The sequence below is a fragment of the Streptomyces sp. CA-251247 genome (assembly GCF_050952975.1).
GTDB classification, from domain to species: Bacteria; Actinomycetota; Actinomycetes; order Streptomycetales; family Streptomycetaceae; genus Streptomyces; species Streptomyces achmelvichensis.
Map to the genome: position 1 here is coordinate 4,815,571 of NZ_CP191861.1, position 21,363 is coordinate 4,836,933.

The 21,363-nt window shown below is 70.6% G+C and carries 19 protein-coding genes; 13 read left to right on the plus strand and 6 right to left on the minus strand.

Annotated elements, in window-relative coordinates; all coding sequences use genetic code 11:
- Nucleotides 1–306 precede the first annotated feature (306 nt).
- Nucleotides 307–1,167, minus strand: coding sequence for an SDR family oxidoreductase (locus ACQPWZ_RS21310; protein ID WP_433572154.1), 861 nt, complete (start codon nt 1,165–1,167; stop codon nt 307–309).
- Nucleotides 1,168–1,262: 95 nt separating this feature from the next.
- Here ACQPWZ_RS21310 and ACQPWZ_RS21315 point away from each other — a divergent pair, with 95 nt between their 5' ends.
- Nucleotides 1,263–1,655 carry a winged helix-turn-helix transcriptional regulator gene (locus ACQPWZ_RS21315; RefSeq protein WP_340474717.1) on the plus strand — a complete coding sequence of 131 codons (393 nt, stop codon included), beginning with the start codon at nt 1,263–1,265 and terminating at the stop codon, nt 1,653–1,655.
- A 180-nt stretch (nt 1,656–1,835) separates the two neighbouring features.
- Here ACQPWZ_RS21315 and ACQPWZ_RS21320 read toward each other — a convergent pair whose 3' ends face one another.
- The 5 genes from ACQPWZ_RS21320 to ACQPWZ_RS21340 form a co-directional block, all read right to left on the minus strand.
- Nucleotides 1,836–2,897 carry a 2-oxoacid:ferredoxin oxidoreductase subunit beta gene (locus ACQPWZ_RS21320; protein ID WP_356701008.1) on the minus strand — a complete coding sequence of 354 codons (1,062 nt, stop codon included), beginning with the start codon at nt 2,895–2,897 and terminating at the stop codon, nt 1,836–1,838.
- Nucleotides 2,890–4,836 carry a 2-oxoacid:acceptor oxidoreductase subunit alpha gene (locus ACQPWZ_RS21325; RefSeq protein WP_340474719.1) on the minus strand — a complete coding sequence of 649 codons (1,947 nt, stop codon included), beginning with the start codon at nt 4,834–4,836 and terminating at the stop codon, nt 2,890–2,892. Before ACQPWZ_RS21325 ends, ACQPWZ_RS21320 begins: the two co-directional genes overlap by 8 nt.
- 246 nt (nt 4,837–5,082) lie before the next feature.
- The gene (locus ACQPWZ_RS21330) at nt 5,083–5,742 is read right to left on the minus strand and encodes a response regulator transcription factor (RefSeq protein WP_313948903.1); all 660 of its coding nucleotides are present in this window, start codon (nt 5,740–5,742) and stop codon (nt 5,083–5,085) included.
- Nucleotides 5,743–6,062: 320 nt separating this feature from the next.
- Entirely contained in the window at nt 6,063–7,394 is a 1,332-nt protein-coding gene (locus tag ACQPWZ_RS21335; protein WP_433572155.1) for a sensor histidine kinase, read from the minus strand.
- Nucleotides 7,395–8,375: 981 nt separating this feature from the next.
- Nucleotides 8,376–9,560 (minus strand): sensor histidine kinase, encoded by a 1,185-nt coding sequence (locus ACQPWZ_RS21340; protein ID WP_433572156.1) that lies wholly within the window; start codon nt 9,558–9,560, stop codon nt 8,376–8,378.
- Between the two features lie 179 nt (nt 9,561–9,739).
- Here ACQPWZ_RS21340 and ACQPWZ_RS21345 point away from each other — a divergent pair, with 179 nt between their 5' ends.
- From ACQPWZ_RS21345 to ACQPWZ_RS21400, 12 genes are all read left to right on the plus strand, one after another.
- Nucleotides 9,740–10,138, plus strand: coding sequence for an NADH-quinone oxidoreductase subunit A (locus tag ACQPWZ_RS21345; protein ID WP_313944730.1), 399 nt, complete (start codon nt 9,740–9,742; stop codon nt 10,136–10,138).
- Nucleotides 10,129–10,749, plus strand: coding sequence for an NADH-quinone oxidoreductase subunit B (locus ACQPWZ_RS21350; protein ID WP_340474722.1), 621 nt, complete (start codon nt 10,129–10,131; stop codon nt 10,747–10,749). The genes ACQPWZ_RS21345 and ACQPWZ_RS21350 overlap by 10 nt, the downstream gene beginning before the upstream one ends.
- Nucleotides 10,746–12,272 (plus strand): NADH-quinone oxidoreductase subunit C, encoded by a 1,527-nt coding sequence (locus tag ACQPWZ_RS21355; RefSeq protein ID WP_433572157.1) that lies wholly within the window; start codon nt 10,746–10,748, stop codon nt 12,270–12,272. The genes ACQPWZ_RS21350 and ACQPWZ_RS21355 overlap by 4 nt, the downstream gene beginning before the upstream one ends.
- Nucleotides 12,269–13,237: a complex I subunit 1/NuoH family protein gene (locus ACQPWZ_RS21360; RefSeq protein WP_313944727.1), complete on the plus strand. Its 969-nt coding sequence runs from the start codon at nt 12,269–12,271 to the stop codon at nt 13,235–13,237. Before ACQPWZ_RS21355 ends, ACQPWZ_RS21360 begins: the two co-directional genes overlap by 4 nt.
- Nucleotides 13,237–13,881: a NuoI/complex I 23 kDa subunit family protein gene (locus tag ACQPWZ_RS21365; RefSeq protein ID WP_433572158.1), complete on the plus strand. Its 645-nt coding sequence runs from the start codon at nt 13,237–13,239 to the stop codon at nt 13,879–13,881. Before ACQPWZ_RS21360 ends, ACQPWZ_RS21365 begins: the two co-directional genes overlap by 1 nt.
- Nucleotides 13,878–14,435, plus strand: coding sequence for an NADH-quinone oxidoreductase subunit J family protein (locus ACQPWZ_RS21370; protein ID WP_433572159.1), 558 nt, complete (start codon nt 13,878–13,880; stop codon nt 14,433–14,435). Before ACQPWZ_RS21365 ends, ACQPWZ_RS21370 begins: the two co-directional genes overlap by 4 nt.
- A complete protein-coding gene (gene nuoK / locus ACQPWZ_RS21375) occupies nt 14,435–14,806 on the plus strand; it encodes an NADH-quinone oxidoreductase subunit NuoK (RefSeq protein ID WP_313944724.1) in 372 nt (123 codons plus the stop codon). The genes ACQPWZ_RS21370 and nuoK overlap by 1 nt, the downstream gene beginning before the upstream one ends.
- Nucleotides 14,803–16,809 (plus strand): NADH-quinone oxidoreductase subunit 5 family protein, encoded by a 2,007-nt coding sequence (locus ACQPWZ_RS21380; RefSeq protein ID WP_433572160.1) that lies wholly within the window; start codon nt 14,803–14,805, stop codon nt 16,807–16,809. The genes nuoK and ACQPWZ_RS21380 overlap by 4 nt, the downstream gene beginning before the upstream one ends.
- A gap of 27 nt (nt 16,810–16,836) precedes the next feature.
- Entirely contained in the window at nt 16,837–18,396 is a 1,560-nt protein-coding gene (locus tag ACQPWZ_RS21385; protein ID WP_383236871.1) for a complex I subunit 4 family protein, read from the plus strand.
- Nucleotides 18,393–19,934 (plus strand): NADH-quinone oxidoreductase subunit N, encoded by a 1,542-nt coding sequence (locus tag ACQPWZ_RS21390; RefSeq protein ID WP_383236844.1) that lies wholly within the window; start codon nt 18,393–18,395, stop codon nt 19,932–19,934. Before ACQPWZ_RS21385 ends, ACQPWZ_RS21390 begins: the two co-directional genes overlap by 4 nt.
- 146 nt (nt 19,935–20,080) lie before the next feature.
- Nucleotides 20,081–20,944 (plus strand): zinc metalloprotease HtpX, encoded by an 864-nt coding sequence (htpX, locus tag ACQPWZ_RS21395; protein ID WP_313944721.1) that lies wholly within the window; start codon nt 20,081–20,083, stop codon nt 20,942–20,944.
- Nucleotides 20,941–21,333, plus strand: coding sequence for a YccF domain-containing protein (locus ACQPWZ_RS21400; protein ID WP_313944720.1), 393 nt, complete (start codon nt 20,941–20,943; stop codon nt 21,331–21,333). Before htpX ends, ACQPWZ_RS21400 begins: the two co-directional genes overlap by 4 nt.
- Nucleotides 21,334–21,363: the final 30 nt, after the last annotated feature.

Genomic DNA, 21,363 nt, shown 5'->3' on the forward strand with positions numbered 1-21,363 from the left:
CTGCCCGCTGTTCACCGTCCGACGTCACTGCCCCTCCCGCCCTGCGCGCTTCACCTCGTCGAAAGGTACGCGCCGGAGGCCGGGCCTGTCATGCCCGTATCGCCATACGGTCATGACGAAACTCGGGGCGCCCACGGCCGCCCGGAGGGACGCGGCGATCACCGGGAAGGGAGCGCCGATCACCCGGAACGACGCGGCGCCCCGGAACGACGCGGCGGCCACGCAGGACAACGGGGGCGGCCGCGCAGGACTACGCGGCAGCCGCCCAGCCCAAGACGGCGGCACCCACGACGCGGCCCCATCGCCTCAGACCGCAGCCAGCGCCGCCTTGACCGAGTCCGCCAGCGGCGTCGTCGGCCGCCCGGCGAGACGCGACAGGTCGCCGCTCGTCGTGGCGAGCAGCCCTCGGCCCACCGCCGCGTCGACGTCGACGAGGATCTCGGCGAACGGCGCGGGCACCCCGGCTCCGGTCAGGATCTCCAGATGCGCGGCGGCCGGGACGTCGTTGTGGACGATGGTGCGCCCGCTCTGCGCGGAGAGCTCCGCCGCGTACTCGGCGAAGGACCACGCGACGTCCCCGCTCAGCTCGTACGCCTGCCCGAGATGCCCCTCGCCGGTCAGCACTGCGGCCGCCGCGGCGGCGTAGTCGGCGCGGGAGGCCGAGGCGACCCGGCCCGCGCCGGCGCTCGCGACGACGGCGCCGTGCGCGAGGACAGGCGCGAGCTGCTCGGTGTAGTTCTCGGTGTACCAGCCGTTGCGCAGGAACGTGTACGGCAGACCCGAGTCGAGGATCAGCTGCTCGGTGACCTTGTGCTCGGCGGCGAGCAGGAAGTCGGCGGCGGGCCCGCCGAGGACCCCGGTGTACGCGAGCTGCGTGACGCCCGCCGCCTTCGCCGCCTCGATCACGGCGGTGTGCTGCGGTACGCGCCGGCCCACCTCGCTGCCGGAGATCAGCAGGACCCGGTCGCCCGCCCGGAAGGCTTCGGCGAGTGTCGCGGGCTCGTCGTAGTCGGCGATCCGCAGTTCCACGCCCCGCGCGGCGAGGTCCGCGGCCTTCTCCTTGAAGCGGACGACGGCGGCGACCTCTGCTGCCGGGACCTTCGTCAGCAGCTCGCCGATGACGAGTCGGCCGAGGGATCCCGTGGCTCCGGTGACGACGATGCTCATGGTTGGTTCCGTTCGTAGGGTGCGTCAGGCTGCTCGCTCACCCTAGGAGGGGTACTAACCAAGCGAAAGTACCCACTTTGACGTAAGGTACTGGCATGAACGTAAGCTGGACGCCCGATGTGAACGACAAGATGTGTCCCTCCCGCATCGTGCTGGAGCACGTCACCAGCCGCTGGGGCGTCCTCGTCCTGGCCGCGCTGCTGGAGCGTTCGTACCGCTTCAGCGAGCTGCGGCGGACCGTGGGCGGTGTCAGCGAGAAGATGCTGGCGCAGACGCTGCAGACCCTGGAACGCGACGGGTTCGTGCACCGCGATGCCAAGCCCGTCATCCCGCCACGCGTGGACTACACGCTCACGGAGCTGGGCAGGGAGGCCGCCGAGCAGGTGTGGTCGCTGGCGCGCTGGACGGAACGGCAGCTCGAAGCGGTCGAGCGGGCGCGCGCCGAGTACGACGAGGCGAAGACATCGCTCCAGGCGGAGCCGGCCTGACGGGACGGGGGGCGCCCAGCCGCGGTGGGCACAGCCGGACAACAGCGTCCCCAGGACGACGAACGACGGCCCCAGCACGGCGAACGATGACCGGCCCGGCGAACGACGGCCGGCCCGGCGAACAGCAAGAGGGGCCGGGGCCTCAGCGACCCCGACCCCTCCACACACCCCGACCGCGGGTCAGCCCCCGACCGTCCAGGTGTCGTTGCCCGCGAGCAGCGCGCTCAGATCCCCCTTGCCGTCCCGCTCGATCGCCGTGTCGAGCTGGTCCGACATCAGCGTGTCGTAGACCGGCCGTTCGACGCTGCGCAGCACGCCGATGGGCGTGTGGTGCAGGGTGTCCGGGTCGGCCAGCCGGGACAGCGCGAACGCCGTGGTCGGGCTGGTGGCGTGCGCGTCGTGGACGAGGATCTGCGACTCGTTCGCGGGCGTCACCTCGACCACCGTGAGGTCCCCGGTGGCCGGATCCCGTACGACCCCCTTGGCGTTGTCGGTGCCGAAGAGGATCGGCTGCCCGTGTTCGAGGCGGATGACCGCCTCCTCAGCCTGCTGCTTGTCCTTCAGGGCCTCGAAGGCGCCGTCGTTGAAGATGTTGCAGTTCTGGTAGATCTCGACCAGCGCCGTGCCCTGGTGGTCGGCGGCCTGGCGCAGTACCTCGGTCAGGTGCTTGCGGTCGGAGTCGACGGTGCGGGCCACGAAGGAGGCCTCGGCGCCGATCGCCAGTGACACCGGGTTGAAGGGCGCGTCGAGCGAGCCCATCGGCGTCGACTTGGTGATCTTGCCGACCTCGGAGGTGGGGCTGTACTGGCCCTTGGTGAGTCCGTAGATCCGGTTGTTGAAGAGCAGGATCTTCAGGTTCACATTGCGGCGCAGGGCGTGGATCAGATGGTTGCCGCCGATGGAGAGCGCGTCTCCGTCACCGGTGACGACCCAGACGCTCAGGTCCCGCCGCGAGGACGCGAGCCCGGTGGCGATGGCGGGCGCGCGGCCGTGGATGGAGTGCATCCCGTAGGTGTTCATGTAGTACGGGAAGCGGGACGAGCAGCCGATCCCGGAGACGAAGACGATGTTCTCCTTCGCCAGGCCGAGCTCGGGCATGAAGCCCTGCACGGCGGCGAGGATCGCGTAGTCACCGCAGCCGGGGCACCAGCGCACTTCCTGATCGGACTTGAAGTCCTTCATGGACTGCTGGGCTTCGGCCTTGGGAACCAGGGAGAGAAGACCGGACACCGTCTCAGTCATTGATGGCCTCCTTGAGAGCCGTGGCCAGCTGCTCGGCCTTGAACGGCATGCCGTTGACCTGGTTGTAGCTGTGCGCGTCGACCAGATACCTCGCCCGGATCAGGGTGGCGAGCTGGCCGAGGTTCATCTCCGGTACCACTACCTTCTGGTAACGCCCCAGCACGTCCCCGAGATTCCGCGGGAACGGGTTGAGATGGCGCAGATGGGCCTGGGCGATGGGGATGCCCGCGGCCCGCAGCCGCCGTACGGCGGCGGTGATCGGTCCGTACGTCGAACCCCAGCCCAGCACCAGCGTGGTCGCGTCGTCGGGATCGTCGACCTCGACGTCGGGCACCTCGATGCCGTCGATCTTGGCCTGGCGGGTGCGGACCATCAGGTCGTGGTTGGCGGGGTCGTAGGAGATGTTGCCGGTGCCGTCCTGCTTCTCGATGCCGCCGATCCTGTGCTCGAGTCCGGGCGTCCCCGGAACCGCCCAGGGACGCGCGAGGGTCTGCGGATCACGCTTGTACGGCCAGAACACCTCCGTACCGTCCGCCAGCTCGTGGTTCGGGCCGGTCGCGAACTGCACCCGCAGGTCGGGGAGTTCGTCGATGTCGGGGATCCGCCAGGGCTCCGAGCCGTTGGCGAGGTAGCCGTCGCTCAGCAGGAAGACGGGGGTGCGGTAGGCCAGGGCGATCCGTGCCGCGTCCAGGGCCGCGTCGAAGCAGTCCGCGGGGGTGCGGGGCGCCACGATCGGCACCGGCGCCTCGCCGTTGCGGCCGAACATGGCCTGGAGCAGGTCCGCCTGCTCGGTCTTGGTCGGCAGACCGGTCGAGGGGCCGCCCCGCTGGATGTCCACCACGAGCAGTGGCAGTTCCAGCGAGACCGCGAGACCGATCGTCTCCGACTTGAGCGCCACACCGGGGCCGGAGGTGGTGGTCACGGCGAGCGCGCCGCCGAAGGCCGCCCCCAGCGCCGCCCCGATACCCGCGATCTCGTCCTCGGCCTGGAAGGTCCGCACACCGAAGTTCTTGTGCTTCGACAGCTCGTGCAGGATGTCGGAGGCGGGAGTGATGGGGTACGAGCCCAGATAGAGCGGCAGGTCCGCCTGCTTGCCGGCGGCGATGAGCCCGTAGGACAGGGCGAGGTTCCCGGAGATGTTGCGGTAGGTGCCGGCCGGGAATGCGGCGCTCGCCGGGGCGACCTCGTAGGAGACGGCGAAGTCCTCGGTCGTCTCCCCGAAGTTCCACCCGGCACGGAAGGCCGCGATGTTCGCCTCGGCGATCTGCGGCTTCTTGGCGAACTTGCTCCGCAGGAATTTCTCGGTGCCCTCGGTGGGACGGTTGTACATCCAGGACAGCAGCCCCAGCGCGAACATGTTCTTCGAGCGCTCGGCCTCCTTGCGGGGGAGACCGAAGTCCTTGAGCGCCTCGATGGTCAGCGTCGTCAGCGGCACGGGGTGGACGTGGAAGCCGTCCAGTGAGCCGTCCTCCAGCGGGGAGGTGGCGTAGCCGACCTTGGCCATGGCCCGCTTGGCGAATTCGTCCGTGTTGACGATGATGTCGCCGCCGCGCGGCACGTCGGCGATGTTGGCCTTCAGCGCGGCCGGATTCATCGCGACCAGCACGTTCGGCGCGTCGCCGGGGGTGAGGATGTCGTGGTCGGCGAAATGGAGCTGGAAGCTGGAGACGCCGGGGAGGGTGCCGGCAGGCGCCCGGATCTCGGCGGGGAAGTTCGGCAGCGTGGAGAGGTCGTTCCCGAAGGTCGCGGTCTCCGAGGTGAACCGGTCACCCGTGAGCTGCATGCCGTCGCCCGAGTCACCCGCGAAGCGGATGATGACCCGGTCCAGTCGGCGGACTTCCTTCGGCTCCGTGGGCTTCCGCTGCCCGCCGACGAGTGTCGTATCGCCCTCGTCGGCCTCATCGGCGTTCTCGGCTGGGCTACTGACCTGGCTGGTCACTGAACTGGACCTCCCTCGAGGCGGCTGCTCGGGCCCGGCCGGCCCACCGGCCGTCCCACGTGCCACCCTACGACCGTGAGGGTGGCCTTCCTTGGACCGCTCACATTTCGGACGTCCGTGTGAGACGCCGTGCCCTCGTGTGCCTTCATGCGTTCGCCCCCCGAATGCTTGTGGTAAGACGCTCCCCGCTCATTGTTCGGTTCTGGGGCTGGAGCCCCGCTCAATATCTGACAGAGTGTCAGACGATTATGAGTTCAAGTAGGTCAGCACCGCCAGAACACGCCGGTGATCACCGTCGCTCGGGGACAGCCCGAGCTTCAGGAAGATGTTGCTGACGTGCTTCTCGACCGCTCCGTCACTCACCACCAGCTGCTTGGCCACCGCAGAATTCGTCCGGCCCTCGGCCATCAGACCGAGAACCTCCCGCTCACGGGGGGTGAGACCGGCCAGCACGTCCTGCTTGCGGCTGCGGCCCAGCAGCTGGGCCACGACCTCGGGATCCAGTGCCGTACCGCCACGGGCCACCCGCACCACGGCGTCCACGAACTCGCGCACTTCGGCTACCCGGTCTTTCAGCAGATAGCCCACCCCGCGGCTGCTCCCCGCCAGGAGTTCGGTGGCGTACTGCTCCTCCACGTACTGGGAGAGCACCAGCACCCCGATCCCCGGGTAGTCCTTGCGCAGCCGCACCGCCGCCCGGACGCCCTCGTCCGTGTGTGTCGGCGGCATCCGCACGTCGGCGACCACCACGTCCGGCAGCTGCTCCTGCGCGGCCAGCTCCCCGATCGTCTTGATCAGCGCCTCCGCGTCGCCCACGCCGGCCACGACGTCGTGCCCGCGGTCGGTCAGCAGCCGGGTCAGGCCCTCCCGAAGCAGCACTGAATCCTCGGCGATGACGACCCGCACTCTGTCCTCCACAGCCCTGAAGCCCCCCTGTCGATCCGCTTCCACCCCTGTATTCACCAGCATCGCAGTATTGGCTCCGCACTGCGGCCAGGCTCTGGGAATAGACGGCAAACGGGGGCGGGGCGTTGAGCGGGTGGGCGTACGGGTCTCGGGGGCGTGGGTGTGGGCGGGGCGTGGGTGGCTGTGGGGTCGGTGGACCGGTGCCGTACGGCGGGAGGGCGGGGCGGTACGAGGTGTTGCGGCCGGTGTCGCGACGGTACGGAGCTGTTGCGGCCGGTGTCGCGACGGTACGGGGGCGGGGTGCGGCCCGTCCCCGGGTGTCAGCCGCGCCAGGGCAGCTCCGCCGTCACCGTGGTCGGGCCTCCGGACGGCGAGTCCAGGGCCAGGATTCCGTCCACCGCGTCCAGCCGCTCGGCGAGTCCCGCCAGGCCGCTGCCCGCGCTGAGGTCCGCGCCGCCCGTGCCGTCGTCCGTGACCTGAAGCATCAGCCGGTCCTCGGACCGCCAGACGTCCACGGTCGCCCGACGGGCCCGGGCGTGCTTGCTGACGTTCTGCAGCAGCTCGGACACGGTGAAGTACGCGATCCCCTCGATCGCCGGGGCCGGCCGGGACGCCAGGTCCACGTCGACGGCCACGGGGACGGTGCACCGGGAGGCCACGGCCGACAGCGCCGCGTCGAGGCCACGGTCGGTCAGGACCGCCGGGTGGATGCCGCGCGCCAGGTCCCGCAGCTCCTGGAGCGCCGTCTTCACCTCACCGTGCGCCTCGTCCACCATGCGGGCCGCGGCCTCCGGGTCCTCGTTCAGCTTCTCCTTGGCGAGACCCAGGTCCATGGCGAGGGCGACCAGCCGGGCCTGGGCGCCGTCGTGCAGATCGCGCTCGATGCGCCGCAGGTCGGCAGCCGCGGTGTCCACGACGACGCCGCGGTCCGATTCCAGCTCGACGACCCGCGTGGCCAGGCTGGACGGTCCGAGCAGCCCGCCGATCATCAGCCGGTCGACGTACGCGAGGCCGCGGATCAGCCACGCGGTCGCCATGACGACGACCAGGCCCGCGGCGGCGGTCACGCCGATCTCGAAGGAGGTGTCGAGGTAGAACTGGGTGCCGGTGCTGTCGCCGTAGAGCGAGATGCCCGGCTGGTCGAGGTACGCGGGGAAGGTCCACTGCCACAGCGGGTACAGCAGCAGGGACCAGCCCGTGACCCAGAAGGTGAGAGCGACGGAGAACGCGGTGACCGCCCACGGGAAGTGCACCACCGCGTAGAGCAGGTGCCGCCAGGAGGTACCGCTCTTGAGGACGGCGCCGACCCACGACATCAGCCCGTTCGTCCGGGGGCGGACCGGCTCGGGGTTGTCCACGTCGAGGCGGAGCAGCGAACGGGCACGGGTCCGCTCCAGCGCGCCGAAGGCACGGCAGCCGGCCAGACCGGCGGCGAGGACGGGGATGCCGAGGAAGGTGACCAGCAGGCCGGCGCCGAGCGAGATCGTCACGATGGCGAAGGTGAAGAAGATGATGCTGATCGGCAGACTCAGCATCAGGTACCCGAACTCACGCCAGGTGCGGCCCTCGAGGGGCGCACGCAGGGCCGCGGGAAGGCTGTGGTCCCGCGTGTCGTACCGGTCGTGCTGCTCCGGTCGGGAATCCGTGGCCATCGGCGTCGTCCGTTCTGGGCTGCGGGCTGTCATGAGAACAAGCCTGCTGCGCCGGGAGGGCGTGCACCATGAGGGGGGTTGCCCTCTTGGGTGGGGGGTTTTCCCCACCATGGGTGCGGGTGCGGGTGCGGGTGCGGGTGCGGGTCCTTGTCCGGCGTCGGGTCCCTGAGCCCGGGGTCGGGTGCTTGGGGCAGGGGTCGGGTGCTTGAGCTTCGGGTTCTTGTGCGGCGTCGGGTCCCTGAGCCCGGGGTCGGGTGCTTGAGCCTCGGGTTCTTGTCCGGCGTCGGGTCCGGGGGCGGGTGCTTGAGCCTCAGGCCCTTGTGCGGCGTCGGGTCCGGGGGCCCTCCGGGCTCGACTCCTCGGGGTCGGCGGCGTACAGCTGTGGTGCATTGCGTACCCGGGTGTTGCCGCCGATCCCCTGCGGGGACGACCCTGCACGCCCCCTGCGGGCGGTCGAGGACGTGACCTGTTGGCGTGCGCCCGGAAGCGAATCCGGACCGGTAGGGGCAGCCGATGGAACGCGGCGCGAAGCTGCCGCTGACCCGGGTGTGGGGCGCCAGCCCCACAAGTACCTCTTCCCCTCACCTGCACTGAACGGCGCGCCCGGCCCAGGTGGCGCGAAGCTGCCGTCGCCTGGGGCGGTGGGGCGCCGGCCCCGCCCAACCCCTTCCCCTCACCCGCACGGGACACGTGCCGCCAGCCTCCGCGTCGCGAAGCTGCCGCAGGCAAAGGGCGTGGGCGCCGGCCCCAGAACACCTCTTCCCGCCCGCACCGGACAGTGGCGGTCAGCTCGGCCCGCCGACCGCCGTGGGGGCGTATCACCGCGCCGGCGCGAAGCTGCCGTCGGCAGGGGGCGGTGGGGCGCAGCCCCACCAAACCTTTCCCACCCGCACCGAACAGGTGCGGTCAGGGCGGCGCGAAGCTGTCGCAGCCCAGCGGGCGTGGGGCGCCGGCCCCACAAAACCCCCAGGCCATCACTGCTCAGTGCGTCGTGCGCGAACGCCACGGCACTTCCACCGTGACCGTCGTCGGGCCCCCCACCGGCGACTCCAGGACGAACAGCCCGTCCACCGCCCCCAGCCGCTCCGCGAGCCCCGCCATCCCCGTACCGCCGTCCAGCCGCGCGCCGCCCTTGCCGTCGTCCGTGACCTGGATCAGCAGGCGGTCCCGCGATCGCCAGACATCCACCGTCACGCTCTTCGCCTGCGCGTGCTTGCTGACGTTCTGCAGCAGCTCGGACACGGTGAAGTACGCGATGCCCTCGATCGCCTCGGCCGGCCGCTCCACGAGGTCCACCGTCACCTTCACCGGTGCCGTGCAGCGGGAGGCGACGGAGGAGAGCGCGGCGTCGAGACCGCGGTCGGTCAGGACCGCCGGGTGGATGCCGCGGGCCAGGTCGCGCAGCTCCTGGAGGGCGAGCTTCACCTCGCCGTGCGCCTCGTCGACCATCGCCGCGGCCGCCGTCCTGTCCAGTTCGTCTCCGCTGAGCTTCTCCTTGGCGAGGCCGAGGCCCATGGCGAGGGCGACCAGCCGGGCCTGGGCGCCGTCGTGGAGGTCGCGTTCGATGCGGCGGAGATCGGCGGCGGCGGTGTCCACGACGACCCCGCGATCGGACTCCAACTCGGCGATCCGCTGCTCCAGTTCGTCGGACGGCGAGAGCAGCCCCCGCGCCATCGCGCGGTCGGCGTTGGCGAGTCCGCGCGCGATGAAGGGCAGTACGGGCCACAGGACGAACAGGCTGACCAGCGTGGTGGAGAAGGTGAGGACCCCCCACGGCAGCCGGATGAAGCAGTACAGCACCGTGCGCCAGGCGACCGGGTCCTTCAGGGTCGCCCACAGGCGGGGGAACATTCCGCCGCTGCGATGCATCCCCGACAACGTGCTCGGCTCGTCGATCCGTACGCCGAGCAGCGCCCGCGTCCGCGCGCGCTCCGCCCTGCCGAGCCCGCGCGCCCCCATGAGACCGAGGGCGAGCAGCGGCAGGCCGATGACCGTCACCGACAACAGCACACCGTTGAAGATCAGCAACGTCACGTAAACGAATCCGACCAGTGACACCGGCAGATTGCAGAGGAGATGCGCGATCTCCTTCCAGGTGTGACTGCCGAACGCGAATTGCGCGGGTGGCGGCCGGTCATGGTCGGATGCGGTGCTGCTCACGGTCATACGGGCCAGCCTGCCGGGCCGTGCCGCCGCGCGCCATGGGGTGGATGGGTGGGATGAAGTAGGGATAACCCCACCCGATGCGCGACGCGACTTCTTACGGTCCCTTTAGCAGGCCTAGACTCCCGTGCATACAGATCGTCGATCAGATCGCCAACGACGTCAGGGAGCGAGGGGCGGACGTGCCGGAACCGACCGTGGCCGTGCTCGCGGCGGACTACTTCGAGAGCTATTCGGTTGTCGGACTGCTCGCGGTGATCGGCGTGCTGTTCGTCGCCGTGGCCTTCGGAGCGGGCCGGCTGCTGAGGCCCGTGGTGCCCACGCCGGAGAAACTGCTGACGTACGAATGCGGCGTCGACCCCGTCGGCGAGGGCTGGGCCCACACCCAGGTCCGCTACTACGTGTACGCCTTCCTGTACGTGATCTTCGCCGTCGACTCGATCTTCCTCTTCCCCTGGGCCACAGTGTTCGCGGCGGCGGGATACGGCGCGACGACGCTCGTGGAGATGTTCATCTTCCTCGGCTTCCTGGCTGTGGGACTGCTCTACGCATGGAAGAAGGACGTCCTGACATGGACGTGACCCCGACCCCCACCTCGCATCCGGCCGCGCACGCGGATCAGGAGCTGCTGCCGGAGCCCCGCCGACTCGGAGTTCTCTCCCGGCTGGCGCCCGAACCGATGAAGGTGGTCCTCAACTGGGGCCGCCGCTACAGCCTGTGGGTCTTCAACTTCGGACTCGCCTGCTGCGCGATCGAGTTCATCGCCGCGTCGATGGCCCGGCACGACTTCATCCGCCTCGGGGTGATCCCGTTCGCGCCCGGCCCGCGGCAGGCGGATCTGATGGTCGTCTCCGGCACGGTCACCGACAAGATGGCGCCCGCGGTCAAGCGGCTCTACGAGCAGATGCCGGAGCCCAAGTACGTCATCTCCTTCGGTGCCTGCTCCAACTGCGGCGGCCCGTACTGGGATTCCTACTCCGTGACCAAGGGCGTCGACCAGATCATTCCCGTCGACGTCTACGTGCCGGGCTGCCCGCCGCGGCCCGAAGCACTGCTCCAGGGGATTCTCAAGCTCCAGGAGAAGATCGCACGGGAGTCGCTCGGCGAGCGCTACGGGACCGCCCGCCCCTCCGTGGGCGAACTGCGCAGCCCTCTGGTGACCCCGCCGGCCGCGCCGGGAGGCGACCGGTGACCGCATACGACCGTCTCCCCGACGCCGTCACGGACATCTTCGGCGAGGAGGCCACGGCCGAGCTGGCATACGAACTGCTCACGGTCGACGTGCCCGCGGAGTCCTGGATCCCGTCCCTGGAGATCGCCCGTACGCAGCTGGCCTGCACCTACTTCGACTGGCTGAGCGCGGTCGACGAGCCGGGCACCGGCTTCCGGGTCTGCGCGCACGTGGTCTCCCTGGAAGGCGGCCGGGTCCGCCGGCTGCTGCTGCGGACGACGGTCCCGCACGAGGCACCCGTACTCGCCTCCGCCGTGACCGTGTACGCGGGAGCGGCCTGGCACGAACGCGAGACCCACGAGATGTTCGGCGTGAGCTTCACCGGCCATCCGCATCTCGTACCGCTGCTTCTGCCGGAGGAGTTCGAGGGCCATCCGCTGCGCAAGGACTTCGTCCTCGCCGCCCGGGTCGCGAAGGCCTGGCCGGGTGCGAAGGAGCCGGGGGAGTCGGAACACGGCGGCCCCAAGCGCCGCCAGATGCTCCCGCCGGGCGTGCCCGACCCCAACGAGTGGGGCCCGCTCAAGGGCCAACTCCCGCCCGCCCCGAGCCGCCCGGCCCGTACGCCCCGAGCGGCAGGCGCAGCCGGAGCCGCGGCCGGTGCAGCGGACCGCCCGGCCCGTCGCACCCGTACGGCGGGGGAGGGCTCGGCGAGCCAGGCGGCCGCGGAGGGTGCTCCCGCACGGCGTTCGCGCAGTGTGAGCGAGGGTTCGGCGAGCCAGGCGAGCGGCGAGGGTGCTCCCGCACGTCGTTCGCGCAGTGTCAGCGAGGGCTCGGTGAGTCAGGCGGCCGCAGGAGCGGCCACGCCCCCGGAGGCGGAGGGCGCTCCGAGCGCACCGCGCGTGGACCGGAGCGCGAGCGAAGACTCGGCGAGTCGGCCCCCGGAGGCGCCTCGGGACCCGGCGCCCGAGACACCAGCGGCCGAGGCACCGACGCCCGCGGCACCGGCGGCCGAGGCACATGCGGCCGAGGCACCGACGCCCGAGGCACCTGCGCCCGAAGCAGCTGCGGCCGAGGCACCCGCGCCCGAAGCAGCTGCGGCCGAGGCACCCGCGCCCGAAGCAGCTGCCGCGGAGACCCCGGCAACCACCACCGCACCGGCGGAAGAAGCGGCGTCCGGAGAGGCCAGGCCCCGGCGCGCCGCCGGCAGCTCCGACGCCCCGTGGCACCACGCCCGCCCGGCATTCGAAGAGCCGGACACGGGTGCGGAAGCCGCCACAGGCGCGGGCGCGGACCCCGAACCGGCCACAGCGCCCGAGCCGAGTACGGACCCCGAGCCGGCCCCGGCCTGCGACACGGACCCCGGCACGGACACGGACCCCGGCACGGACGCCGGCCCCCGCACGGAGCCGCCGGACGACAGCGCCGGAGACACCGCCGCCGAGCCGGACGCCCCGTCCCACGGCAACGACGACACCCGTACGCCCCGCCCCCCGGACAGGCCCGAGGGCGGGCCCCAAGAGACCGCCGGAGGCGACCCCGCGTGAACGACGCTCTCGACGTCGCCTTCCGGCTGCTCGTCGTCTTCGCCGTCTTCCTCGTCCTTCCCCTCGTCATCGGGCAGACCGAGCACAAGGTGATGGCCCATATGCAGGGCCGCCTCGGTCCCATGTACGCGGGCGGGTTCCACGGCTGGGCCCAGCTCGTCGCGGACGGCGTCAAGTTCGCGCAGAAGGAGGACGTGGTCCCGGCCAACGCCGACCGCCGCATCTTCCAGCTCGCCCCCGCCGTCGCCCTCCTCCCGTACCTCCTCGTGCTGGTCGCCATCCCGATCGGCCCGAGCGAGGGCGCGGTCGGTGAGGTCGTCGACGCGGGCATCTTCTTCGTGCTCGCCGTCATGGGCGTCGGCGTGCTCGGCTCGCTCATGGCGGGCTGGGCGTCCGCCAACAAGTTCTCCCTTCTCGGCGGTCTGCGGACCGCGGCGCAGTTGCTGGCGTACGAACTGCCCATGCTGCTCACCGCCGCCTCCGTCGCCATGGCCGCCGGTACGGTCTCGCTGCCGGGCATCCTCAACGCCTTCGAGTGGTGGTGGCTGCCCTGGCAGATCGTGGGCGCCCTCGTCTTCTTCATCGCCGGGCTGGCCGAACTCCAGCGCCCGCCCTTCGACATGCCGGTCGCCGACTCCGAGATCATCTTCGGCGCCTACACCGAGTACACCGGGCTGCGGTTCGCGCTGTTCCTGCTCGCCGAATACGCGGGCATCGTCGTGCTCTGCGGCCTGACCACTGTCCTGTTCCTCGGGGGCTGGCACGGCCCGATGGGCGCCGACGGACTCGGCTGGGTGTGGACCCTGCTCAAGACCGGTGTGCTCGCGTTCGTCGTCATCTGGCTGCGCGTCACCTATCCCCGGATGCGCGAGGACCAGTTGCAGAAGCTCGCCTGGACGACGCTCGTCCCGCTCGCTCTCGCCCAGATCGCTCTCACCGGCATCGTGAAGGTGGTGATCCAGTAATGCCGCCGATTCCCGGATCCGGCCTCGCCAAGGGCCTGGCCGTCACGCTGCGGACGATGACCAAGAAGACGGTCACCCACCAGTACCCCGACGCGCAGCCCGAACTCCCGCCGCGCTCCCGCGGCGTGATCGGCCTGTTCGAGGAGAACTGCACGGTCTGCATGCTCTGCGCCCGTGAGTGCCCCGACTGGTGCATCTACATCGACTCCCACAAGGAGACGGTCCCGGCCGCCGCCCCCGGTGGCCGGGAGCGCAGCCGCAATGTCCTCGACCGCTTCGCGATCGACTTCTCGCTCTGCATGTACTGCGGTATCTGCATCGAGGTCTGTCCTTTCGACGCACTGTTCTGGTCACCGGAGTTCGAGTACGCGGAGACCGACATCCGCGAACTCACCCACGAGCGGGACAAGCTCCGCGAGTGGATGTGGACGGTACCCGCGCCGCCCGCCCTCGACCCGCGTGCGGAGGAGCCGAAGGAGATCGCGGCGGCCCGCAAGGCTGCCGAGAAGCTCGCCGCGGCACAGGAGCAGGCCCAGGAGCAGGCGCAGGCAGGGGAGCAGGCACCGGCGGCCGATCCTGCCCCCGGCGCCCCGGCCCCGGAGCGTCCCGCATCGCCGCCCCCGGGTGAAGGAGGCACGGCATGATGCTCGCCGCCGCACCCCAGGGCTTCCTCTCGCCGACAGGCGTCGAGATCGCCTTCCTGCTCGTCGGCCTCGCCACCCTCGGCGCCGCCGCCATCACGGTCACCACCAAACAGCTGGTGCACGCCGCGCTCTGGCTGGTCGTGGCGCTCGGCGGCCTGGCCGTCGAATACCTGCTGCTGACAGCCGAGTTCATCGCCTGGGTGCAGGTTCTCATCTACGTCGGTTCCGTCGTCGTCCTCCTTCTCTTCGGGCTGATGCTCACCAAGGCACCCATCGGCCGCTCCCCGGACGCCGATTCGGGCAACCGCTACGTGGCCCTGGCCGTCGCCGGCGTCGCCGCGGCCGCCCTGGTCTGGGTGGTCGTGGACGCCTTCCGGGCCACCTGGATCAACCTGGACGGACCCGCGCAGGGCTCCACCAAGGTGTCCGGCGAATACCTCTTCCGGCACTGGGTGCTGCCCTTCGAGGCGCTCTCCGTCCTGCTGCTCGCCGCGCTCGTCGGCGCCATCGTCCTGTCCCGCAAGGGCTCCAAGGACCCCCAGGGGGAGAGCTGATGCACCTCGCCTATCCCGCCGTGCTCGCCGTCCTCCTCTTCTGCGTCGGCCTGTACGGCGTGCTCGCCCGGCGCAACGCGATCCTGGTCCTGATGTCCGTCGAGTTGATGCTCAACGCGGTCAACCTCAATCTCGTCGCCTTCGACGTCTGGCTGCGCGACACCGTGCACGCCGGACAGGCGCTCACCCTTTTCACCATCGCCATCGCGGCTGCGGAGATCGGCATCGGCCTGGCGATCGTCCTGATGGTCTACCGCAACCGCGGGTCCTCGGACGTCGACAGGCTCCGCGACACCGCCGAAGGCCACGACGGCAGTTCCGACGAACCTGACGCCACCGCTTCGGCGCAGAAGGCTGAGGCCACCGCGTGACGACCACGACCCTCGCCGTCCTCGTCCCTCTTCTCCCCTTTCTCGGCGCGGCGGCCGGACTGCTGCTCGGCCGCACCGCCCCCGGCTTCGTCCGGCCCCTCGCGGTCCTGCCCACCCTGACCGCTTTCGCGCTCGCCGTGGTGGTCGCCGTGCGCCAGGGCGGGGGCAAGGCGATCGACGCCTCGACCCAGCTCACGCCCACGGGTTCGGTCCCCATCGACCTCGCGCTGTACCTCGACGGCTTCGCGGTCCTGGTCGCCGTCCTCGTCGGCTTCGTCGCGACCTGTGTGCAGATCTACTCGACGGGCTATCTGCGCGACGACCCGCGCTACCCCTCGTACGCGGCTCTCGTCTCCCTCTTCACCTCCGCGATGCTGCTCGTCGTCTACTCCGGCGATCTGATGGTGCTCCTGGTCGGCTGGGAGATCATGGGCATCTGCTCGTACTTCCTCGTGGGCCACTACTGGGAGACGCCCGAGGCGCGCGCCGCCTCCCTCAAGGCATTCCTGGTCACCAAGCTCGGCGATGTCCCCTTTCTGATCGGCCTGTTCGCGCTCGCCGCCGACGCCGGCACGTTCCGGATCACCGGGATCCTCGGCTCCGTCGCGGCCGGTGGCCTCGACCACCCGACGCTGGTGGCGCTGCTGCTCCTCGCGGGTGTGGCGGGCAAGTCGGCGCAGTTCCCGCTGCACACCTGGCTGCCCGACGCGATGGCGGGCCCCACCCCCGTCTCCGCGCTGATCCACGCGGCGACCATGGTCGCCGCCGGTATCTACTTCGTCGCCCGACTCCTTCCCGTCTTCGCGGCCTCCGCCGCTGCCCTCACCGTCCTTGCCGTCATGGCCGCCGTCACGATGGTCGGTTCGGGCCTCGCCGCCCTCGCCCAGGACGACATCAAGCGCGTCCTCGCCTACTCGACCATCGGCCAACTCGGCTACATGTCGGGCGCCCTGGCCGTCGGAGACCGAGGTGCGGCCGTCTTCCACCTCATGGCGCACGGTGCGTTCAAGGCGCTGCTCTTCCTCGCCGCCGGCGTGATCATCCATGCCGCCGGTACCAACTCCCTGGCCGCCATGTCCCGCATGACAGGCCTCCCCAAGCGCATCCCCGACGCCTACTGGACGATGACCGTCGCCCTGCTGGCACTTGCCGCGATCCCTCCCTTCGCCGGCTTCTTCTCCAAGGAAGCCGTTCTCGTGGCCGCCGAGCACACCGCGCTCGGAGACTCGGACGTCGCCCCGGTCGGCGCGGGCTGGATCGTCCTCGTCGCCGGCCTGGTGACGGCCCTGCTGACCGCCGCGTACGCGATGCGCCTGTGGCTGCTCGCCTTCCACGGACGCGGAGCCGAAGCCCCCGACCACGGCCGCGAACCCCTCTCCATGAACGCCGTGCTCTGGGTACTGGCCGTCCCCTCTCTCGGTTTCGGTCTCACGGTCGGCTACTTCGACGACTGGTTCGACGGACACAGCCTCACCCCGACCGTGACAACCGCCGTCCTCGGCACGGGAGTCGCTCTGGTCGGCGGACTGATCACCTACGCCGCCTGGCGCGCGCTGCAGTTCCGCCGGGGCCCCGCCCGCCCGCCCATGGGCGCCGTCGCCGCCCACCCCGACGCGGCTCCCTCGGTCTCCGAGGCCGAGGCCGTCGCGACCCACACCCCCGCCTACGGCGACATCGCATCCGCCCCCGACCCGTCCGACCCGGGCCGCTTGCTGCTCGGCCCGCTGCACGGCGCGGCGGCCACCGGCTTCCATCTGGATGCCGTCTACCGCGCGCTGTTCGTCCGGCCCGTCCGGGCTGCCGCCGTACTGGTGCGCTTCCTCGACCGCGAGGTCGTCGACACCTACGTCCGCGGGGCGGGCACCGGCAGCAACTGGCTCGGATGGCTCGTCCGGCGCGCCCAGACCGGCAATGTGCAGACCTACCTCGGCGCCCTGCTCGCCGGCTCGGCCGTCCTCGCCATCGCCGCCGTCATCCTGTCCACCGTCAACGCGGGATCGTGAGCCGTGATCGATATCAGCGAGTCCGTGATGCAGTTCCTTCTGGCGTTCATCGTCGTCGCCCCGCTCGCCGGCGCGGCCGCGGCGCTGCTGCCCGCCCCGCCCGGCCTCCGCGGCACCGGGCCCGACCAGGCGGTCCTGCGCCACGGCATGACCGTCACCGGAGCCGTCCTCGTCGCCACCATCGTGCTGGCGCTCGGCTTCGACCACGACCACCCGTCGACGATGCAGGCCACGACGGACATCAGCTGGATCCCGGCACTCGATGTGCGGATCCACCTCGGCATCGACGGCATTTCCCTCCCCCTTGTCGTGCTGACCGCGCTGCTGACCTTCCTCTGCGCTCTCTACAGCTACTTCAAGATGCCTTCGGGCCCGTCCCCGAAAGCCTTCGTCGCGCTGCTGCTCGTCCTCGAATCCGGGACGCTCGCGACCTTCGCCGTACTCGATCTGCTGCTGTTCTTCCTGGCGTTCGAGATGGTCCTCATCCCGATGTACTTCCTCATCGCCCGCTGGGGCGGGGAGGCGCGGCAGGCCGCCGCCTGGAAATTCATCCTCTACACGCTGCTCGGCTCCGTCGTCATGCTGCTCGGCCTGCTGCTGATCGGGCTGAAGACCGGCACATTCGACATGGTGGCACTCGCCACTGACAACGGCCGTGGACTCACCTCGTCCGTGCAGGTCATCGCCGTTCTGGCGATCGGGCTCGGCCTCGCGGTGAAGACCCCGATGTGGCCGCTGCACAGCTGGCTCCCCGATGCCCACACCGCCGCCCCGACCGTCGGATCCGTCCTGCTCGCCGGGGTCCTGCTGAAGATGGGTACGTACGGCTTCGTCCGTATCGTGCTGCCGATCGCGCCCGATGGCATGCACACCTTCGCGCCGTACCTCGCGGCCTTCGCCGTCGCGGGCATCATCTACGGGTCGCTCGCCTGCCTCGCCCTGGCCAAAGAGGGCGCCGGCGGCGACCTCAAGCGCCTGATCGCCTACTCCTCCGTCGGTCACATGGGCTTCGTCCTCCTCGGCATCGCGACGATGACCCCCACCGGCGTCAACGGCGCGCTGTTCGCGAACATCGCCCACGGCCTCATCACCGGCCTGCTCTTCTTCCTGGTCGGCGCCCTCAAGGACCGCTACGGAACCGCCGACCTCGACACCCTCGCCGGCGCCACCGGAGCCGCCCTCTACGGCCGCGCCCCCCGCCTCGGCGCCCTCATCGCCTTCGCCGCCGTCGCCTCCCTCGGTCTGCCCGGACTCGCCGGGTTCTGGGGCGAGATGCTCGCGCTGTTCGGCGCCTTCGACCCCGCCGACGGCCTCAGCCGGCCCGCGTTCCTCACCTTCATGGCGATCGCCGCGTTCGGCACGCTGCTCACCGCCGCGTACCTCCTGGTCGTCGTTCGCCGTGTCTGCATGGGCGCGCTGCGGGCCGAGGAGCAGGAGACCCGGCCCCTCGCCGACGTCCAGACGTACGAGTTCGCCGCCTGGACACCGCTCGTCGCCCTCACCGTCCTCGCGGGACTGTGGCCCGCGGTCCTCCTCGGCCTCACCGACCCGGCCGTGCAGAAGCTCCTCGCAGGAGGCAAGTCGTGACCGTGGCAGCCGACAGCGGCACCAGCCTCGTCCAGTCCGTCGACTGGCTCGCGATCGCACCGCCGACCATCGTGGCGGTCGTCGGTCTGATCGTCCTGGTGGCCGACCTGTTCACGCCGGAGAAGCGGAAGCACCTGCTCGGCTTCGTCGCGATCGCCGGTCTGGCCGCCGCGCTCGTCACGCTCGTACCGCTGCGCAAGGGCGACCGGGAAACCTTCTGCCTGACCACCGACACGGCGGCATGCAGCTACACCGCGGACCACTTCACCCTGGTCATCCAGTTCCTGGTGCTCGGCGGCGCGCTGCTCACGGCCCTGCTGTCGCTCCACGAGACGCGCACCAAGCTCCCCGCGGGCGAGTTCTGGTTCCTGCTGCTGTCGTCCGCCGCCGGAGCCGCCCTGCTGCCCGCGTCCCGGGACCTCGCCACCCTCGTCGTCGCCCTCGAAGTCGCCTCGCTGCCCGCCTTCGCCCTCGTCGGCCTCCGCCGCGGCGACCGGCTCTCCAGCGAGGCGGCGCTCAAGTTCTTCCTCTCCTCGGTCACCGCGACCGCCGTCATGCTCCTGGGCGTCAGCTTTGTGTACGCCACGACGGGCACCCTCCACCTCACGCGGATCGCCACCGAGCTCGACGACGTCCCCGGACAGCTCGACACGCTGGCGCAGGCAGGGGTCGCGCTGACCCTCGTGGGCTTCGCGTTCAAGACGGCCGCCGTCCCGTTCCACTTCTGGGTCCCCGACACCTATGTGGGCGCGCCGCTGCCCATCGCCGCCTACCTCTCCGTCATCGGAAAGGCCGTCGGCTTCTCCGGCCTCATCCTGGTCACCGTCATCGCCTTCCCGGGCTACGCGGACGTCTGGGGCCCCGCGATCGCCGTACTGGCAGCCCTCACCATGACCGCAGGCAATGTGGCCGCCCTGCGGCAGTCGGCCACGCGCGCGTGGAGCGCGGTACGCCTGCTGGCCTGGTCCTCCGTGGCCCAGGCCGGCTACCTCCTGGTGCCGATCGCTGCCGCCGCCTATTCCAGCGACGACCAGATCGGTGCCACGGTCGCGTACGCCCTGATGTACGCCGTCGTGAACCTCGGTGCCTTCGCCGTGGCGGCGCTGGTCGCCCGCAGCCGGCCGCTCAACCGCATCGCCGACTACCGCGGTCTCTACGCCACCCGTCCGCTGGCCGCCCTCGCCATGGGCTTCTTCCTGCTCTGCCTGGCGGGTCTGCCGCCCGGCATCATCGGCCTGTTCGCCAAGGTGACCGTCTTCTCCTCGGCGGTCGACGCGGGCCTGGGGTGGCTGGCGGTCGTCATGGCCGTCAACGTCGTGATCGCCCTGTACTACTACCTGAAGTGGACGGCGGTTCTCTTCCGGGCCCCCGAGGGTGTCGCGGAAGGCGCCGCGGCAGGTGCCGACGAGGCCGAACCCGTCCACAAGGGAGCCCCGGCCGCGGTCACCGTCGTCATCGTGCTGGCCGCCGTCGCCGGCGTCGCTCTCTCCGGATACCCCCAGCTGATTCTGCGCTTCGCCGCGGGCACCCTGTTCTGAGGGTCACCCGATCGGCTCACTCCGAGGCCGGTAGCACAAGGGAACTAGCGTCCTTCGCCTGGCGTTGACCAGTACAGAAGGGTCCACTGGACAGTGGAGCACCACCACGCAAAGGGTCCCCTGCCGCACCACTTGGAGGGCGTACCGTGCACCGCCGGCACAATGGGCTGAAGACCGCCGTACTCCTCGGGGGACTGTCCGCACTCATCCTCGTCATCGGCAGCTTCTTCGGCCGTACGGGCCTGCTCGTCGCTCTCCTCGTGGCGATCGGCACCAATGCGTACGCCTACTGGAACAGCGACAAGCTCGCGCTGCGGGCCATGCGGGCCCGCCCGGTCAGCGAATTCGAGGCCCCGCAGCTCTACCGGATCGTCCGCGAGCTCTCCACCGCCGCCCGCCAGCCCATGCCCCGGCTCTACATCTCGCCCACGCAGGCGCCCAACGCGTTCGCCACCGGCCGCAACCCGCGCAACGCCGCGGTCTGCTGCACCGAGGGCATTCTGCAGATCCTCGACGAGCGGGAGCTGCGCGGCGTCCTCGGCCACGAGCTCAGCCATGTCTACAACCGCGACATCCTGATCTCCTCCGTCGCCGGAGCGCTCGCTTCCGTGGTGATGTTCCTGGTGAACTTCGCGTGGCTGATCCCCGTCGGCCGCTCGGACGACGACGACGGCCCCGGCATCCTGGGCTTCCTTCTGATCCTGATCCTCGGGCCGCTGGCCGCCTCCATCATCCAGCTCGCCGTCAGCCGTTCCCGGGAGTACGAGGCGGACGCCTCGGGCGCCCAGATCACCGGCGATCCGCTGGCCCTGGCGAGCGCCCTGCGCAAGCTCGACGCCGGTACGAAACAGCTCCCCCTGCCTCCCGAGCCGCGGCTCGAGACCGCCAGCCACATGATGATCGCGAACCCCTTCCGGCCGGGCAGGGGTCTGTCCAAGATGTTCTCCACGCACCCACCGATGGCGGAGCGCATCGCCCGACTCGAACAGATGGCAGGTCATCGACCGTGAAGACAATCCTGAACGTCATTTGGCTCATCCTGTGCGGCTTCTGGATGTTCCTCGGATACATGGTGGCGGGCCTGGTGCTCTGCATCACCATCATCGGCATCCCGTTCGGTCTGGCCGCGTTCCGGATCGGCATCTACGCGCTCTGGCCCTTCGGTTACACCGTGATCGACCGCCGGGACGCGGGCGCCCCGTCCTTCGTCGGCAACATCCTGTGGCTGATCCTCGCCGGCTGGTGGCTGGCGCTCGGCCACATCTTCACGGGCATCGCCCTGTGCATCACGATCATCGGCATCCCGCTGGGCATCGCGAACTTCAAGCTGATCCCGGTCTCCCTGGTGCCGTTCGGCAAGGAAATCGTCCCCTCGGACGAGGCGTTCGGGGTCCGCTGACGGGCAGGGAACACCGTCAGGCGCTCGTCA